Genomic DNA, 18,920 nt, shown 5'->3' with positions numbered 1-18,920 from the left:
GATGCCTGCAATAAACCATACAGCTGATTTTGCAAAGACCACGGATCACAAGCTGGTGCTGCCTTTTTATCTATATGCTGCTCTGTCTTTCCTGATGGCAACTATATTGTTGCTATTATCTGCCAATGCTTTTACCCGGCATTATTTTCATCCACATGTACTCGCCATTACTCATGCAATGGCGCTGGGCTGGGGGACTATGATCATTCTTGGCGCAAGTCACCAATTGATACCTGTGTTGATTGAAACCAGCCTGTACAGCAATAAACTAGGCTACGCTTCTTTTGTGCTGGCCGCCATTGGCATTCCTTTATTAGTGTATGGGTTTTATGTATTTAATCTTGGGTGGCCTGCAAAGTGGGGCGGCATTTTAATCAATGCAGCCATCATTTGTTATCTTATCAATATTGCAGTGAGCATGACTAAGAGCAACAATGAAAATGTACATGCATTTTTTGTTTTTACCGCTACGCTCTGGCTATTGCTTACAACCATTGTGGGCCTTTTACTGATCTATAATTTTACCCTATCTATTTTGCCGGTCGATTCATTACATTACCTGCCACTGCATGCGCACATGGGCATCGTGGGCTGGTTCCTTTTACTGATTGTAGGTGTTGGTTCCAGGATGGTGCCGATGTTTTTATTATCTAAATACACCAATACAAAATTGCTATGGCTTATCTATTGTTGTATTAACGGAGGCCTGGTTGCTTTTGTGCTTTTGTTTCTTTATAGTCATGAAACGGCGTTGTACCTTTTGCCCTTGGGTGCTGTATTTGCCGGAATTGCGTTGTTTGCCTTTTATTGCTACAAATGTTTTCAGCAGCGCATTCGCAAGAAGGTAGATGAACAAGTGAAAATTTCTTTGCTTTCTGTACTGCTGATTTTTTTACCATTGATATTTTTGTTGGTCTTTATTGCACGGCTGATGGCGGGTTCGGTTGATATACCTGTTGTGGTGGCGTATGGTTTTATCATTTTTTTCGGATGGATTACCGCCATCATTTTAGGAATGACTTTTAAAACCTTGCCCTTTATTATCTGGAACAAAGTTTACAGTAAGCAGGCGGGTACAGACAAAACACCTAATCCGAAGGAACTGTTTAACAACGGAATTTTCAGGGCGATGGCCATCACTTACCTGGCAGGATTTATACTATTTATTCCAGGGGTGTTAGCAGCCAATAATTTGCTGTTGCAGGTTGCCACTTTATTTTTAATAGCCGCAGCCTTTTTGTATAACTGGAACATAATAAAATTAATGTTGCACAAAAGCTTACCGCAATGAATGTAATTACCAATAACAATATTAAATGTACCATCGCATTGGCAGTGTTGCAAAATGTGGAGGATCCTGAAATTGGATTGAATGTGGTTGACCTTGGTCTTATTTATCAGATTGATTTTGACGAAGACCAGGCAAAAACTTTTTGTACAATGACGCTGACCACGCAATTTTGTCCCATGGCAGCAGCATTAAGCGAAGCGGTAAAACGGGCATTGCAAAAAACTTTCACGGATATGGAAGTACACCTGGAGGTAACTTTTAATCCGCCCTGGAGCCATGAACGTATCTCTGCCGATGGACAACTTTTTTTAAATCAATAACTATGCTGAGTCTTACCTGTAAAACCGCTATTAAAGCTGTTATATATCTTGCTTCAAAATTTGAAGCTGGTGAAAAAATTGGCATTAAAGAAATTGCCGTCTTCATTGATGGCAGCGAACATACTGTTGGCAAAATGCTGCAAACGCTTGTAAAAGAAGAAGTGATTCTCAGCGCCAAAGGCCCTACTGGCGGCTTTTACATTACAGCCAAACAACTAAAACAACCCATCATTAACATCATCGAGGCTATTGATGGCAAAGATGTTTTTAAGCAATGTGGCCTGGGTTTAAGCAAGTGCTCCTCTACACATCCATGCCCCATTCACAATGATTATAAAGAAGTGAGAGACCTGTTTGAAAATCTTTGCAGGCAGAAAAAGGTGGTCGATTTATGCGAACCAGTCAACGATGGTTTGGCTTACCTGGTTGGATAATTTGCCCCTTACTATAAATATTTATAATTGTAGTTTATAACCTCCTTACATCCTTGCTAATGAGGCCGTGCATTTTTATTTCACAAAACTTGCATCACATTTTAACACACCAAATTTTTTATAATTCACTTCGTATAGCGATAAAAGAATTATAAAGCCTACCTTTAAATCATTCTCGTTAATACTTTGTCTGCAAAAGGATAATTTTTTCATGAGCAATACTATGCCGTTACTCCACCAAAGCTCGCTTACAAAAATTATCACCGTCGAAAAAATATTGCTATGGAACTTATTCTTACCGATCCGATCGGGCTGCAGAAGAAAAAAGTCAATTTAATTGATCAGTTATTTCTTCCTTTGATCAATGACAAACGAGATATGGCTTTCATTTACCTGTCACTGAAAATTACGTTTATCATTATTCCCGCAGCAGTGCTGTTGTTTATCTTACCAGATCTTTACTGGGCCTGGTATGTGGGCTACCTGCTTGTTTTGCTCATCGTTTTTCTGGGGCCTTATGTATTGATGCTGCACAATGTTTGTCACCGTAAATTATTTAAAAAGAAGTACGGCGTTTTCAACAGGTATGTGCCCTGGGTGCTGGGTATTTTTTTTGGACAAACACCCGAAACTTATTTTCATCACCATGTAACCATGCACCATCCTGAAAACAATGAGCCCGAAGATTTGAGTAGTACTATGAAGTTTCGCCGGGACAGCATCAGGGCTTTTATAATTTACCTGGGTTCGTTTTATTTTACGGGTGTACTTAACCTGATACTCTATTTTAAAAATAAATCGAGAAATAAATATGCTTTCCGCATCATGATGGGCGAAACTTTTTTTACGCTGATGGCTATGGGATTGTGTTTTGTAAATTTTAAGGCGACACTTACGGTTTTTATTTTACCCCTGGTTTTTATACGCTTTGCAATGATGGCCGGCAACTGGGCGCAACATGCATTTATAGATGCCGACAGGCCCGGGAGTATTTACGGTAACAGTATTACCTGCATCAATACCATCTACAATAAAAAATGTTTTAACGATGGTTACCATATTGGCCACCATTTAAAGCCTTATATGCACTGGACAGAGATGCCTGCGAACTTCAAAGAAAACATCAGCACTTATTCTTTAAATAAGGCGGTTGTATTTAAGAAACTGGATTATTTTCAAATTTGGTTTTTGCTGATGACTAAAAACTATAAAACCCTCGCTGCCAATTATGTTCAGCTGGGCGAGGAGCAAACCAGCACTGAAATAATCAGCTTTCTAAAAAGCCGCACCCGAAAGTTTGACTTGTAGTTCTACAGGCAGAAATTGTGGCTACTGTCGTTTGGTCGTTTTTTTTTAGTCTTTTTGACAATTGTTAAAAAAAAGTTACAAAAAAATTAGGCAGATTGCAAAAGAAATTTCTATATTGTGCACACGATTGCACTACTTGTCACAAAAAATTACCATACACGATATTGCGCGGGAGCTGAAACTCACGTCTGGAACGGTTTCCAGGGCATTGAACGATCATCCCCGCATCAGTGAAGCAACCAAGCTGCTAGTTAAGGAAAAAGCAACAGAACTAAAATACCAGCGAAATAAGATCGCATCCTCTCTTCGTTCAGGAAAATCCCATACTATAGGCGTTATTATTCCAAGTGCACAAATGAATTTCTTTGGATCAGTGGTGCATGGTATAGAACTGATGGCCAGCAGCAATGGTTATAGTATCCTTTTATATCAAACAGAGGAAACTACATCACTTGAAAAAAAAGCAATAGAAACCTTCTTAAGTGCAAGGGTAGATGGCATACTGGCGTCCGTGGCAAAAGAAACAGTCGATTTCAGTCATTACCAGGATTTACAAAAAAGACATATTCCATTGGTATTATTTGACCGTACCAATGATGCATTGAATGTTCCTTCGGTAACGATTGATGATTACAAGGGGGCTTTTTTAGCTACAGAACATCTTATTGAAAAAGGGTATCATAAAATAGCGCACGTTTTAGGTCCGCAGCATATTAAAAGTTTCCGGGAAAGGTTAAGAGGGTATGAAGACGCTTTACAAAAACATAAGTTGAAAGTGGTACCTGAATTAATTTACCAGGGAGATATATCAATAGAATCAGGGAAAGCTGCGGTTGATTTTTTTTTTAGCAGACCTATAATTCCGGATGCTGTTTTTGCTGTTGAAGATTATACAGCGCTGGGGATTATTAAAGGGTTAAAAGAAAGAAGAGTCAATATTCCGGATGATTTTGGTGTAATTGGTTTTGCTAATGAAAGTTTTGGGGAGCATATAACCCCGTCTTTGTCTTCAGTAGATCAGCAAACGGTGCAGATGGGTAATGAAGCGCTGAAGTTACTGATGGAAATAATCGCGTTAAAAGAAAAGGAGACAGGGGTTTCTCCAAAGCAAAAAATTGTGCTGGAACCCATCTTGTATGCAAGAGAGTCGACAAAAAGAAAACAACATAGTGCAGAAAAGAAAGGAATTATAATAAGGCAATCAGTATTATCTAAATAACCAAACATTAACTCAATGCTACGAATCAACTGGAACGATAGTTAGCACATTTTTTTGTGCAATCGATTACACATTATTTCAACAATATATTAAACGGGTGATAAAAAATAAATAAAATTCAACAGAATTTTTACCCGCAGGCATATGAATTTAAAAGGCAAAGAATAATAAACGCACTTTTTAAAACAACCAATCAATTTAGATCAACGATTTTTTATTAACCAAAAACAATTGCCATCATGAAAAAACAGACCAATGCGTTTTGCTCAGGCAGCCTAAGCCCATCAGAGTACTCGCTTAGGAGCCTCTTCAAACAAACTATCCTTGCATCATTAATTTTGTTGCTCGGTATTGGGGTACAGGCACAACAGAAAGTGCATGTAACGGGTATCGTAAACGACGACAAAGGCAATCCGGCCGTTAACGCGAGTGTTACGGTAAGAGGAGCTAAAACCGGTACAACAACAGATGCCAGCGGGGCATTTGCTATTGATGTACCAAATTCAAAATCGGTGATAGTCATCAGTAACACTGGTTTTGAATCGCAGGAATTACCGGTAGGAACGAAAACTAATTTTAATGTTAGTTTAAAAGTTAGTACCAGCAACCTGAATGAAGTAGTTGTGGTTGGTTATGCTTCTCAAAAGAAAGTAACGCTTACCGGTGCTGTTGCAGTGGTGAAAGGAACTGATCTTGCGAAGTCGCCTGCAACCAACCTTACCAACTCCATTGCTGGCCGTCTGCCAGGTGTAGTGGCCGTTAATGCAAGCGGTGAACCTGGTTACGATGGATCAACCATCCGTATCCGTGGATCTAACACCCTTGGTAATAACGACGCTTTAATCGTTATTGATGGCGTACCTGCCCGTGCAGGTGGTATCGATCGTTTGAATCCGATGGACATTGAAAGTATGTCAATTCTGAAGGATGCCTCAGCAGCGATCTATGGTGCAAGGGCTGCCAATGGTGTTATTTTGATTACCACCAAGCGTGGTAAAACAGGTAAGCCGGAACTTTCTTATAGTCATAACCAGGGCTGGGCTGCTCCTACAGTGTTGCCAAAAATGACGAATGCGGTGGAATATGCAACTATGGCAAACGAAATAGAGTTGTACAAACTGCCTGCCGCTGAGTGGGCCGCTGCAAGCGCCGCATTTAAGGCTACAGGAACTTACACGACTGCTGCCAATAATGTGATAACAGCTCCTTTTTTACCAGATGATTTTAAGAAGTTTGCTGATGGTTCTGATCCGTGGGGACATCCTAATACTGACTGGTTCAAAGCAGTACTGAAACCATGGTCATCTCAAAACAAAGATAATATGCAGTTAACTGGTGGATCGGAGAATGTAAAATACCTCGCTTCATTGGGGTACGATCACCAGGACGGTTATTACAAAAATTCTGCTACCGGCTACAAGCAGTACGATATGCGTATTAACCTGGATGCCAAAGTAAATAAATACATCAATACTTCATTGGGTATTGTAGCACGCCAGGAAAATCGTTTCTTCCCAACAAAAGGGGCGGGATCGATTTTTCGTATGCTGATGAGAGGCTATCCTACTAAGAATGCCATTTGGCCAAATGGTCAGGCTGCACCAGATATTGAAAATGGTGAACAGCCTGTGGTTATTACTACCAATCAGACAGGATATGATAAAGACACGCGTTATTATTATCAAACCAATGGTAAGATTGAAATCACCAATCCATGGGTGAAGGGCTTGAAATTTACCCTGAATGCGTCTTTGGATAAATATATACAGCAGACTAAAACATGGGTAAAACCCTGGTATATCTATAATTGGAGTGGCTTTGAAGCAGATGGTACTACACCCATCATGACAGCGGTTAAAAAAGGACCTGCAACACAGGCCACTCTTAATCAGGGCTCAACTGATCAGTTAAATGTAATGCTGGAAGCTATCGGATCTTATGATCATACTTTTGGCAATCATGCTATCACCGTATTGGCAGGCGTAACCAAAGAAACCATTAACGGTAATTATTTTAATGCTTACCGTCAATATTATGCCTCTACAGCGATTGATCAATTATTTGCAGGAGGTTTAACCAACCAGCAAACAGGCGGTGCTTCTTATGAGCGTGCCCGTTTGAATTATTTCGGAAGGGTGGGCTATAACTATAAAGAAAAGTACCTTGCCGAATTCCTTTGGCGTAAAGACGGGTCTTACATGTTTCCTGAAGCAAAGCGTTGGGGTTTCTTTCCTGGCATAACAGCAGGCTGGAGAATTTCAGAAGAAAGCTTTTTCAAAGACAATGTAAATTTTGTAAATTCTTTGAAATTACGTGGTTCATGGGGCCAGTTGGGTAACGACCAGGTTTTTTTCGGTGGCGTGTTGAGAGAATACGACTATCTGCCAACTTATGCTTACGGCAGCTATACAGCAGGAAACCAGGTTGTTCAAACATTGCACGAAAACGGTGTTCCCAACACAAACCTTACATGGGAAGTTGCTAATAACTACAACCTTGGTTTAGATGCGAGCTTTTTAAATAATAAATTAACTGTTGAACTGGATGTATTCCAAAACCACCGGTCTCAAATTTTGTGGAGAAGAAATGCTTCTATTCCGCAGAGTACTGGTTTGACATTACCAGCTGAAAACATTGGTAAAGTGGATAACAGAGGATGGGAATTTAAAGTAGGCTATAACAATTCCATCGGTGACCTGCGTTATAACGTTGGTATCAATGGAGGTTATGCTAAAAATAAAATTGCTTTCTGGGATGAAACTCCTGGAAGACCAGCTTACCAATTATCTACCGGAAAGCCGATGCCTACAGATGTAAATAATCCAGATGCCCAGTTACTTTATCAGTATGATGGCATATTTAAAGATCAGAAAGATGTCGATGCCAATACCCTTGATTATAGTGGTGTAGGCGGTGCAGGCAAGCTGTTCCCAGGCAGTATGAAATTCAAAGATGTGAACGGAGATGGAAAAATTGATGCAAATGACAGAGTGAGAAGCGATAAAAACCAGACCCCAACTTTCCAGGGTGGTTTAACAATTGGGCTGCAGTATAAAGACTTTGACCTGAATGTATTGTTCCAGGCTTCTACCGGTGCGCAATTGTTTATCCAGACCGAAACAGGCACGATAGGTAATTATCTTCAGGACACTTACGATCACCGCTGGACCCTCGACAATCCAAGTTCAGTATATCCACGCACAGTTGACAGAAATAACCAGTATTTTTCCAACCGTAACACCTTTTATATGGTCAGCACCAACTATGTGCGCCTTAAAAACTTTGAAGTAGGATATACATTGTCTTCAAGAATTGGAAAAAAATTAGGCATCAGCCGTTTCAGGGTATATGTAAACGGACTCAACATGGCTACCTGGTCTAAGGAGAAAATTTACGATCCGGAATCTCAAAACAGTGACGGGCATTATTATCCGCAGTCAAAAATTATCAACACAGGCGTAAACCTAACCTTCTAAATTTACAGAAATGAAAAAAACAATAAAGACAATATTAATACCGCTGTGTGCAGTGATCCTCGTTACTTCATGTAATAAGGATTTCTTGAACACACAACCGCTGGATAAGGCGGCGGCCGCGTCCACCTGGACGGATGGAGCTCTTTCGGAAATGTTTGTTACCGACATCTACAATGGCATTCAGGAAGGTACCTTGCAACAAAATAGCCTGGATAACCAAACTGATAACTGCCTTTTTAATTTCGGAAGACAAGACATCATGGAATCGGCGATTAGTCCATCCAACACTGGTGGTGTACTAGGTACGATGGAATGGGGAAATATGTATTCAAGAATCAGAGCAGCCAACCTGGCATTGGAAAACCTTGCTACGGCTCCTTTTGATGCAGACATGGTTGCCCGCTTAAAAGGAGAGACTTATTTCCTGCGTGCTTATTATTATAACCAGTTGCTACGTTACTACGGAGCTATTCCGCTTATTAAATCTTCCTATGTTTTAAGCAGTCCGGATTTTACTATTCCAAGAAACACATACGAAGAGTGTGTGAATTCTATAGTAAGTGATGTAGATTCAGCAGCCTTATTGCTCGATGGCAAGTCATTGGCACTGGGCCGGGCTACGAAAGCCGCAGCTATGGCACTTAAATCAAGAGTACTTACTTATGCGGCCAGCGACTTACATGATATGCCTACCGCAAAAGCAAAGTCTGCAGTAATCAACGGGTTTTCTAATCCTGAATTACTAGGATATGTAAGCGGGGATCAGAATGCACGCTGGCTGGCTGCAAAGGCGGCTTCTAAAGCAGTATTAGATTTAGGCGGTATTGGTTACAACCTGAATCTTACAGCACCGCAGTCAAAAGAAAGTGCAATTACGGATTATCAAAACGTATTTTTAGGAAAAGGGGGTGGTGAAAAAGACGCCATTTTTGCTAAGTGGTATATTAATGCCGCCACCGATGATTGGGGTGCATGGTATCCACGAAATAACATGCCCAACGGTTATCATGGATGGTCATCTACCGAACCTACACAAAAATTTGTGGATAGCTATGAAATGATGGACGGTTCCAAATTCGATTGGAATAATCCAGCTGAAGCTGCTGCTCCTTATGAGAACAGGGATCCACGGTTTTATGCTTCTGTTTTTTATGATGGCGCTGCCTGGAAACCACGTACAACAGATGGTGCAGCAATTGATCCTTTTGGAGAATTGCAATTTGGTACTTACCAAACTGGAACAGGTGGAGGAACAACAAGTCCCTATTTTGGATTAGACACCAGGAACAGTTCTATTGAAAACTGGAATGGTACCAGAACTGGGTACGTAATCCGAAAAATGATGGATCCTAATCCGGCGATCGTAGATATGAACCAAAAATCAGAGTTGCCGACTATTCTGATCAGGTACACTGAAGTAGTATTTAACTATGTAGAAGCTTGTTTGGAGACAGGAGACGAAGCAACAGCTAAAGAATGGCTCAATAAAATCCGTTTCAGGGCAGGTATGCCTGCTATTACTGCATCCGGTAGTGCATTGGTAGATGCGTATCGTAATGAACGTAATATTGAAATGTTTGCTGAAGATCAGCGGTTTTTTGATGCAAGACGCTGGATGATAGCGCCAGAACATTTTGGTCAGAAAGTGAAAATTATGGTGATAACCGGTACACTAAAACCGGGAAAAACTGTCACGACTTACCGCTACAGTAAAGACAATTATAATTATAACTACCATATTCAGGAAATTGAACAAGGTGTTGAAAACCGAAGCTGGAATGACAAGGTTTATTTCCCTCCAATAAAACTGGATGAGATGAACAAGAACAGCAAGCTTATTCAAAACCCTGGCTATAACTAGTAATTAATGCCTTGAATTTAACTGCGCCGGCGAACAACCGGCGCAGTTTTTTTATATATTAATCAGGTAAGTCGCTTGCATTTTACGAAAAGCTGTTGCAATTGGCGGGGATTAAAATTAATCCGTCGTTAATGAATCAGGTAATAATATAAACATATAAAAAGATGCCTACTTTCATATTATAATCATGCTGTTTTAACTGCCAGTAATTTTTTATCAGCTTCTATTTTTATGCTCCTTTGCCGCTGCATAATGCGAAATAAAAGCTATTTTTGAAGCTACACTTTTGTTGATTTTTTTTAATTAAAATACCAGTCCAATTGAACGCAAATATTATTAGAACCTGCATCATTGCCTCACTTGCACTGATGATAAATGCCTGCCGCAATAATGAAACTTCCACTGCAATTGCTGGTTCCGATTCGGCTCATCTTTTTAGCTTATTGCCGCCTGAAAATACACATGTTGATTTCACCAATCAGCTTACAGAAGGCTTAAACACCAATGTACTGCTCTACGAGTATTTTTACAACGGTGGTGGTGTTGCTGTTGGTGACGTTAACAATGACGGTCTGCAGGATATCTACTTTTCAAGTAATCTTGGTGATAATAAATTATACCTCAACAAAGGCGGTTTGCAGTTCCAGGATATTACAGTTGCTGCCAACGCACAGTCAAGGCCCGGTCCCTGGAAAACAGGTGTAACAATGGCGGATGTAAATGGAGATGGCAAAACGGATATCTATGTTTGTTATTCCGGTAAAATGCCCTCTTTTAAAAGGGCCAATCAACTGTTTATTAATACCGGTAACGATGCAAGTGGCAGTCCGAAATTTGCAGAACAAGCTGCACAATTTGGCCTGGCAGATACCGGTTACAGTACCCAGGCTTACTTTTTTGATTATGATCGCGATGGCGATTTGGACATGTTTTTGTTAAGTCATAATCCCGACAACTTACCCTTGCTGGATGAAACCAGTACTGCAGCAATACTTGCAAAAAGAGATAATAACACCGGTGTAAAGCTGTTTAAAAATGATAACAACCATTTCGTGGATATCACCACACAAGCCGGATTAAGCAGTTCTGCACTTAGCTACGGATTAGGTGCAGGCATTGCCGATATCAACCAGGATGGCTGGCCCGACCTTTATATTTCCAACGATTACGGAGTACCGGACTACCTGTACATCAATAATAAAAATGGCACTTTCACAGATCAGCTTGTTTCCGCCATGGGGCACATCAGTTTGTTTTCGATGGGCAACAGTGTATGCGATATCAACAACGACGGGCTTCCGGATATTTTCACGCTTGACATGTTGCCGGAAGATAACATGCGGCAGAAACTATTATTCTCTCCTGACAATTATGAAAAATTTGAGCTGGGCTTGCGCAGGGGATTTCATCACCAGTACATGCGAAATATGCTGCAGTTAAATAATGGGGATGGCACCTTTAGCGAGATAGGCCAGTTAGCAGGTGTATCCAATACCGACTGGAGCTGGGCTCCCTTATTTGCAGATCTTGACAATGACGGCTGGAAAGATTTGTATGTCAGCAACGGCTACCTGAGGGATTTTACCAACATGGATTTTTTGAAATACAAATATGATTTTATTCAAAAAAAAGGGCGGCTGAAAAAAGAAGAAGTATTGGATATTATCAGTAAAATGTCATCCTCTAACGTGGTTAATTATACATTTCAAAACAAAGGCGATTTAACCTTTAGCGATGCAGGTAAACAGTGGGGGTTGACCGTGCCTTCCAGTAGTAATGGTGCTGCCTATGCAGACCTTGATAATGACGGTGATCTTGACCTGATCGTAAACAACATTAACACGCCTGCTTTTATCTATCGCAATAACGGCGAGAAGCAAACGCAGAATCACTACCTGCAAATTAAATTAACCGGTGCAGATAAAAACACCGATGGCTACGGCGCAACCGTAACCATTTATCAAAAAAATAACAAACAATACCTGGAGCAAATGCCAGCCCGTGGATTTCAATCTACGGTGTCGCCTGTATTGCATTTTGGATTAGGCAAAGAAACGCTGATTGATTCGCTGCGCATTGTTTGGCTTGGCGGTAAAGAGCAACTGCTTACCAATGTGAAGGCAGACCAGCTGCTTATCCTAAAAGAAAGTGATGCAACACTGCATTATAAAATACCGGCATCAGTAAAGCCAATATTTAAAGAAGTTAACAGTCCTGTAAAATATGTCAATGCAACAAATCAGGTCAACGATTTTAAACGGCAGACACTGTTGGTAAATCCCTTATCGTTTAATGGTCCCTGTATGGTTAAGGGAGATGTAAACGGCGATGGCCTGGAAGATATATTTGCCGGGGGCGGCAGTGGAAAACCCGGCGCACTTTATGTCCAGCAAAAAGGTGGGCAGTTTACTGAAAAATTGCCATCGGCATTTGCAGCTGATAGTTTGGGTGAAGATGCAGACGCATTGTTTGTTGATGTGAATAATGATGGCTTTAAGGATTTATATGTTGCAGCCGGCGGGTATCATAATTATACAGCGGGTGATGCTTTATTGCAGGACAGACTTTACCTGAATGATGGAAAAGGAAACTTCACAAAAGCCGGTAATGCATTACCGGAAATGAAAGGCAGTAAAAGTTGCGTTCGGGCAGCGGATGTAAATGGCGATGGTTTTACAGACCTTTTTGTAGGCGGCAGAAACATCCCGGGTCAATACCCTGAAACACCTCAAAGTTATTTGCTGATCAATGACGGCAAAGGTAATTTTTCAAACAAAATAGATGTATTAGCACCCGAGTTAAAAAACGCTGGCATGGTAACGGATGCGGCTTGGCTGGACATTAACCATGACAAAAAAATGGACCTGATTGTTGTGGGTGAATGGATGCCGGTGACTGTTTTTATAAATGCAAACGGAAAGCTGGAAAATAAAACAACTACCTATTTCGATAAGGAATATAGTGGCTGGTGGAACAAATTGCTGGTAACAGATTTAAACGGCGATAGCATACCCGATTTGGTAATTGGCAATATGGGTTTAAACACCCAGTGTAAAGTAAGTGATGCTGAACCCGCTGAAATGTTTTATAAAGATTTCGACAACAACGGATCTGTAGATCCTATCCTTTGCTTTTCCATACAGCACAAATCTTATCCTTATGTAACCCGCGATGAATTGCTGGAACAAATGAGTATCATGCGTCCAAGATTTACGGATTACAAGTCTTATGCTAATACAACTTTGAAGGATATTTTTTCTGCAGATGAATTGAAAGATGCAAAACATCTTAAGGCGAATGAACTCGGTACATCTTATTTTGAAGGAACTGCAGATGGAAAATTTCATAAAATGATACTTCCCATCCAGGCGCAGTTCTCACCGGTGTTTACCATCAATGCGTTCGATTATGATAAAGATGGTAAACAGGATTTATTGTTATGCGGAAATATCAACCAGGCCCGTATACGCTTTGGTAAGTACGATGCCAACTATGGCGTATTGCTGAAAGGTGATGGCAAAGGGCATTTTAATTATATCAGCCAGCAACAGTCCGGGTTTCATATCTGGGGAGATGTTAGGAGTGTACTCAGTATCAACAACACTTTGTTGTTCGGCATCAACCAGCAGCCGGTAAAGGCATATCAGCCACGGTAAGTTGATAAACAAACAATGATGAATACCCGGTTTATTGTATAATTATAATGATTGAATATGAAAAAACAATTTGTGAATTTATCCTATAAAAGAAAGAGCTGTTTTTTTAATCCTATTTTATTTACGGTAGTGGTTTTAATTGCATTGCTGCCCTCCTGTACTCAAAAAAAACAACCTGTTTTTAGCAGTAACGATCAGGCCAAGATTATTACCACCATGACGGATATTATGATCCAGGATATTACCAATCCGCCGCTGGCTGCCCGTTTTTTTTCGTATACCTGTCTTGCAGGCTACGAGGTTGTATCGCAATACGATCCCTCGTTCAAATCGATGTACGGCAAATTAAACGGTTATCCCGTTATAAAAAAGACGGTACCTGTGCAGCCTTATTCTAATCAATTAAGTGCGTTGATCGCAATGATGGAAACTGCCAAAAAGCTGCAGCCATCCGGCCCACTGCTGGCGGCCTTTGAAAAAGATTTTCTTGATTCCTGCCGTAAAACAGGCATCGATGAAGCTGTTATTACCAATTCAACAAATTATGCCATGTCTGTGAGTCAGCAAATACTGGCTTATGCAAAGGCAGACGGGTATAATAAAATCAGCAATTTATCAAGGTATACGCCTGCTAAAGGAGACGGGTATTGGTATCCAACACCTCCGGCATTTATGGGAGCGGTAGAACCTTACTTTAATACAGTACGGCCATTTGCATTGGACTCGGCCAGTCAGTTTAAACCATTACAGCCGGTTGCATATAGCGGCGTAAAAGGATCTCCCTTCTATGCTTTGGCAGAAGCTGTTTACAAAGAGAAAAATATTTTACCGGAAGATCACCGGGTGATAGCATCTTTTTGGGATTGCAATCCGTTTGCCGTGCAGGATGGAGGCCATCTTATGTATGGCATAAAAAAGATATCACCGGGAGCACATTGGCTGGGCATTTCAGGCATTGCATGTGCCAGGGCAAAAAAGAGTTTTGAAGAAACACTGCAGGTGTATGCAAGCGTATCAATCGGCCTGATGGATGCTTTTATCTGTTGCTGGGATGAGAAATACCGTAGCAACCGGGTAAGACCGGAGACTGCCATCAGAAAATTGATTGACCCAACATGGGAACCGTTATTGCAAACGCCGCCTTTTCCTGAATACCTGAGCGGACACTCGGTCGCTTCCGGTGCCTCTTCCGTTATTCTTACGCACTACTTCGGCGATCATTTTTCTTATACAGATAGCGTGGAAGTATCGTATGGTTTGCCGCCCAGAAGTTTCACTTCTTTTAAACAAGCCGCTGAGGAAGCTGCTATTTCCAGGTTTTACGGAGGCATTCATTATATGGATGCCATTACGAACGGATTGGTGCAGGGAACAAAAGTGGGTGAGCAGGTTTTAAAAAGATTAAAAAATCAATAGCTGACAAATCGATTATTGAATGCAGTAAACGATTGTGAACGATTGGGGCATTAGATATAATGTTAGTTATTTTTTGCGTGGCTGCGATGGTATCAGCTGCAACGCAATATAATATGCTGATCGCTTTACCCTGCCGAAGACTTTATATTGAAAAATTGTTTCAACCTTTTTACTGTCCATATAAAGATCATCCTAAACCAGCAGGCATTCAATGAAATTATCAAGACTAATTTTTGCGCCAGTATTTTTGTTCATTTTCTATGGTTGCAACCAAAATAAAGCAGGTTCTGTCGGGGATATGCATTTTACTTTACTGAAATCATCCCACACAAATATTGATTTCAACAACAAGCTCACCGAAAATGATGCTGTCAATTTTTTGATTGATCAGTACATCTATATTGGTGCTGGTGTTGGCGCCGGAGATTTCAATAATGATGGACTGCAGGATCTTTTTTTTGCAGGCGGCCAGGTCAGCAGCAAGCTCTACATCAACAAAGGGAATTTTGAGTTTGAAGATGTAACAGAACGTGCCGGTGTAAAAACGGAAGAATGGTGTACCGGTGTGAGTGTTGTTGATATCAATAATGATGGACTGAGTGACATATATGTTTGTGTATCACATGCACACAATCCGGAACAAAGAAAAAATCTTCTTTTTATCAATAAGGGTAATTTAAAGTTTGCTGAAGAAGCCAGAGAGTATGGGTTAGATGATCCTGGCTTTTCTACCCAGGCCGCTTTTTTTGATTACGATAAAGATGGGGATCTTGATATGTATCTGATGAATCATAAGGCATTTCAAAGGGAGCCCAACAATATAGTGCAGGATGGAAAGACTTCTTTTGTTGCTGCTGATAAATTGTATAGAAATGAAGGTACTCCGCCAGGCAAAAATCATCCTGTTTTTAAAGATGTATCTGAGCAGGCAGGCATAATGGAAATGGGGTACGGCCTTGGCTTATCGATCAGTGATTTTAATAATGACGGCTGGCCTGATATATATGTTGCCAACGATTTTGTAAGCAACGATCTGTTATGGCTGAATAATAAAAATGGCACTTTCACCAACTGCATTTCCAACTCAATACGTCATCAGAGTTTTAATAGCATGGGTGCGGATGCTGCGGATATCAATAATGATGCGCTACCGGATATGGCCGTGCTTGATATGCAGCCCGAAACTAATTATAGAAAGAAAACGATGTTTTCCGGTAACAATCCCGAGCAATATGAAATGGCAACAACCACGGGTGGTTATCAACCGGAATTTATCCGGAACATGCTGCAATTAAACAATGGTAACACAACATTTAACAACAGCAAACAACCTTTTTTCAGTGAGATCGGCCAACTCTCGGGCATTTCAGAAACAGACTGGAGCTGGAGTATACTGATGGCAGATTTTGACAATGATGGCTGGAAGGATATACATATCACCAATGGACTTGCAAAAGATGTGACCAATAGTGATTTCCTGTTTTTCAAAAATGGACAAAAAAATGGAGGTTTAAGCAATACCAGCCCGCCTGGCAATACTGATAACAATCAATCAGTACGAAAGGAATTGGAAAATTACGGGAGCATAAAAATAAACAACTATTTCTATCATAATAACGGAGATCTTACTTTTAGTAACCTAACAGAAGCTGCCGGCATCGATGTGCCTTCTATTTCTCATGGAGCAGTGTATGCAGATTTAGATAATGATGGCGATTTAGACATGGTAACTAATAATATGAACCAACCAGCCTTTATCTGGAAAAATGAAATCAGGAAAACGGTTAAAGACAGCACCAATAATTTTCTTACCCTTCAGCTAAAAGGAAGCGAACTAAACAAATCAGGCATAGGTGCAAAAGCAACCCTTTATGCCAATGGAACAGTGCAATTTCTGGAGCAGTACCCTGTAAGAGGTTATATGTCTTCCGTGGATAACAGGCTTCACTTTGGTGCAGGTAAGGCAACCGAAATTGATTCATTAAAAATTGTTTGGCCTGATAGCAAAGTGCAGTTGCTGAAACACATCAAAACAAACCAGACACTTACTATCGATTATAAAGATGCCCAGGAGCAACTGCCTGCATACAGCATAGCATTGCCAACGCTTTTTGCAGATGTTTCAAAAGAACTGAATATTCAGTTTAAGCAAAATGAACTATCATTTTTTGATTATGCCAATCAGCGTTTGCTGCCGCAAAAATATTCTCAGTTAGGACCAGCTTTGGCTACTGGAGATGTGAATGGAGATGGGCTTTCAGATTTTTTTGTGGGTGGCGGCAAATATCAGTCTGGCAAAATATTTATTCAAAACAATAATGGTACGTTTTCTTCCAGCCCTTTGTTGCAGACAGGAAAAATGATGGAAGATGCCAGTGCTGTATTCTTTGATGCAGATGGTGATAAAGACCTTGATCTGCTTGTTACAGAAGGCAGCTTGGAATTTGGCAACAGTACAACTTCTAACCGGCCCCAGTTATATAAAAATGATGGGCATGGTAAATTTTTACTGGAGGAAGATGCCATACCTGCGGGGGTTAATGGCATCTCACAGGTAATTGCAGTAGCGGATTATGATGCAGATGGTGACATGGATATTTTTATTGGCGGCCGTATTTTAGCTGAGCTGTATCCTTTATCTCCACGCAGCTATATACTTCAAAACAATGCGGGTAAATTTACCGATGTTACGAAAGAAGTTTGCCCGGCACTGGAAAAACCTGGCATGATAACCGGTGCCGTTTGGTCGGATATGGACGACGATAAAAAACCAGATCTTGTAATATGTGGTGAATGGATGCCAGTGCGGTTCTTTAAAAACATCAATAATAAGTTACAGGAGGTTACTGAGAATACCGGTCTTGCAAACACAAATGGTCTGTGGCGTTCATTACAGGCTGCTGATATTGACAAAGATGGCGACTTGGATTTTATCGCAGGCAATATGGGGCTTAACAATAAGTACCACGCCTCGCATGAAAGACCGATGATGTTGTATGCAAAAGATTTAGATGCCAATGGATCAATAGATATTATTCCTGCCTACTACATAAAAAATGATAAAGGACTGTACGAGCTTTTTCCAGCTATAGACAGAACGCAGTTTGCTGAAGAAGTACTGTACATAAAAAAGAAATATTTGTTGAATAAAGACTATGCTGTGGTCAATATGGATGAGTTGTTTAAAATCTTTGATCAGAAAGATATGCTGGTATTGAAATGTGAAACAACCGCTACTGTGTGGATTGAGAATCTTGGAACCAGTCATTTTAAAATGCACCAACTGCCGCTTGAAGCACAGTTTGCACCTGTAAATGCTATTGTTGCAAATGATTTAGACCACGATGGTAATATTGATTTACTGCTCGGCGGTAACGAATATCAAACCGAAAGTTCCACAGGTCGTTACGATGCGTCTTATGGCCAGTTTTTAAAAGGCGATGGAAGGGGCGGGTTTAGATCTGTAAAACCAACACAAAGCGGATTTATTGTAAGCGGTGATATGAAAAATTTAAAATTATTTGCGAATAGAAATCAGCACCAATTTGTTTTAGCAGCAGTTAACAATGACTCTTTAAAGTGTTTTAAAATTAAACCGGGCAAATAAAAAATATCCCATGCTATGAATATGGTTTGTATTACATAGCTGATGTGGTAAAATCATACAATCCATTCGCAGTTCCTCGCCGCTACATGTAGAGACAGCCACTATTATGCAGCTTATCTGTTTTACCAGGCTGGGCGTTAACATTATGCGTAAGCAAATAGCCAAGACGAAAATGAGGGGTTGGCTTTATAAAAGTGCAATAAAAATAGAGCGAAAAAAAAATCTATTGTGTTAAAGCAAACCTGAATTCTTTCTTATTGCAGCTATTGAAAAGTAGTAATAATGAGATACATTGCAACACGTAAATTGAAATTACAATACTAAAAATAACA

General features: G+C 40.4%; 10 protein-coding genes. All 10 read left to right on the top strand.

The window, feature by feature from the left end:
• Position 1: 1 nt before the first annotated feature.
• The gene (locus JWR61_RS09825; protein WP_301927648.1) at positions 2–1,291 is read left to right on the top strand and encodes a cytochrome C oxidase subunit I; all 1,290 of its coding nucleotides are present in this window, start codon (positions 2–4) and stop codon (positions 1,289–1,291) included.
• Positions 1,288–1,611: a metal-sulfur cluster assembly factor gene (locus JWR61_RS09820; protein WP_301927647.1), complete on the top strand. Its 324-nt coding sequence runs from the start codon at positions 1,288–1,290 to the stop codon at positions 1,609–1,611. The genes JWR61_RS09825 and JWR61_RS09820 overlap by 4 nt, the downstream gene beginning before the upstream one ends.
• A 2-nt stretch (positions 1,612–1,613) precedes the next feature.
• A complete protein-coding gene (locus JWR61_RS09815) occupies positions 1,614–2,045 on the top strand; it encodes an Rrf2 family transcriptional regulator (RefSeq protein ID WP_290337633.1) in 432 nt (143 codons plus the stop codon).
• A gap of 282 nt (positions 2,046–2,327) precedes the next feature.
• The gene (locus tag JWR61_RS09810; protein WP_301927646.1) at positions 2,328–3,353 is read left to right on the top strand and encodes a fatty acid desaturase; all 1,026 of its coding nucleotides are present in this window, start codon (positions 2,328–2,330) and stop codon (positions 3,351–3,353) included.
• A gap of 136 nt (positions 3,354–3,489) precedes the next feature.
• Positions 3,490–4,572 (top strand): LacI family DNA-binding transcriptional regulator, encoded by a 1,083-nt coding sequence (locus tag JWR61_RS09805; protein ID WP_301927645.1) that lies wholly within the window; start codon positions 3,490–3,492, stop codon positions 4,570–4,572.
• 239 nt (positions 4,573–4,811) lie between these two features.
• A complete protein-coding gene (locus JWR61_RS09800) occupies positions 4,812–8,048 on the top strand; it encodes a TonB-dependent receptor (protein ID WP_301927644.1) in 3,237 nt (1,078 codons plus the stop codon).
• Between the two features lie 10 nt (positions 8,049–8,058).
• Positions 8,059–9,909 (top strand): RagB/SusD family nutrient uptake outer membrane protein, encoded by a 1,851-nt coding sequence (locus tag JWR61_RS09795; RefSeq protein ID WP_301927643.1) that lies wholly within the window; start codon positions 8,059–8,061, stop codon positions 9,907–9,909.
• A 320-nt stretch (positions 9,910–10,229) separates the two neighbouring features.
• Positions 10,230–13,565 (top strand): VCBS repeat-containing protein, encoded by a 3,336-nt coding sequence (locus tag JWR61_RS09790; RefSeq protein WP_301927642.1) that lies wholly within the window; start codon positions 10,230–10,232, stop codon positions 13,563–13,565.
• 57 nt (positions 13,566–13,622) lie between these two features.
• Complete coding sequence (locus JWR61_RS09785) at positions 13,623–14,981, top strand: vanadium-dependent haloperoxidase (protein WP_301927641.1); 1,359 nt, start codon at positions 13,623–13,625, stop codon at positions 14,979–14,981.
• 211 nt (positions 14,982–15,192) lie between these two features.
• Entirely contained in the window at positions 15,193–18,588 is a 3,396-nt protein-coding gene (locus JWR61_RS09780; protein WP_301927640.1) for a VCBS repeat-containing protein, read from the top strand.
• Positions 18,589–18,920: the final 332 nt, after the last annotated feature.

It is taken from the genome of Ferruginibacter sp. (genome assembly GCF_028288465.1).
In the GTDB taxonomy this organism is placed as follows: Bacteria; Bacteroidota; Bacteroidia; order Chitinophagales; family Chitinophagaceae; genus Ferruginibacter.
Note: the sequence above shows the minus strand (reverse complement) of the source record. Positions and strands in the feature narration are given on the sequence as shown.

Coding starts and splice junctions, on each gene's coding strand:
- JWR61_RS09825 (WP_301927648.1), top strand. CDS start 2: ATGCCTGCAATAAACCATACAGCTGATTTTGCAAAGACCACGGATCAC.
- JWR61_RS09820 (WP_301927647.1), top strand. CDS start 1,288: ATGAATGTAATTACCAATAACAATATTAAATGTACCATCGCATTGGCA.
- JWR61_RS09815 (WP_290337633.1), top strand. CDS start 1,614: ATGCTGAGTCTTACCTGTAAAACCGCTATTAAAGCTGTTATATATCTT.
- JWR61_RS09810 (WP_301927646.1), top strand. CDS start 2,328: ATGGAACTTATTCTTACCGATCCGATCGGGCTGCAGAAGAAAAAAGTC.
- JWR61_RS09800 (WP_301927644.1), top strand. CDS start 4,812: ATGAAAAAACAGACCAATGCGTTTTGCTCAGGCAGCCTAAGCCCATCA.
- JWR61_RS09795 (WP_301927643.1), top strand. CDS start 8,059: ATGAAAAAAACAATAAAGACAATATTAATACCGCTGTGTGCAGTGATC.
- JWR61_RS09785 (WP_301927641.1), top strand. CDS start 13,623: ATGAAAAAACAATTTGTGAATTTATCCTATAAAAGAAAGAGCTGTTTT.
- JWR61_RS09780 (WP_301927640.1), top strand. CDS start 15,193: ATGAAATTATCAAGACTAATTTTTGCGCCAGTATTTTTGTTCATTTTC.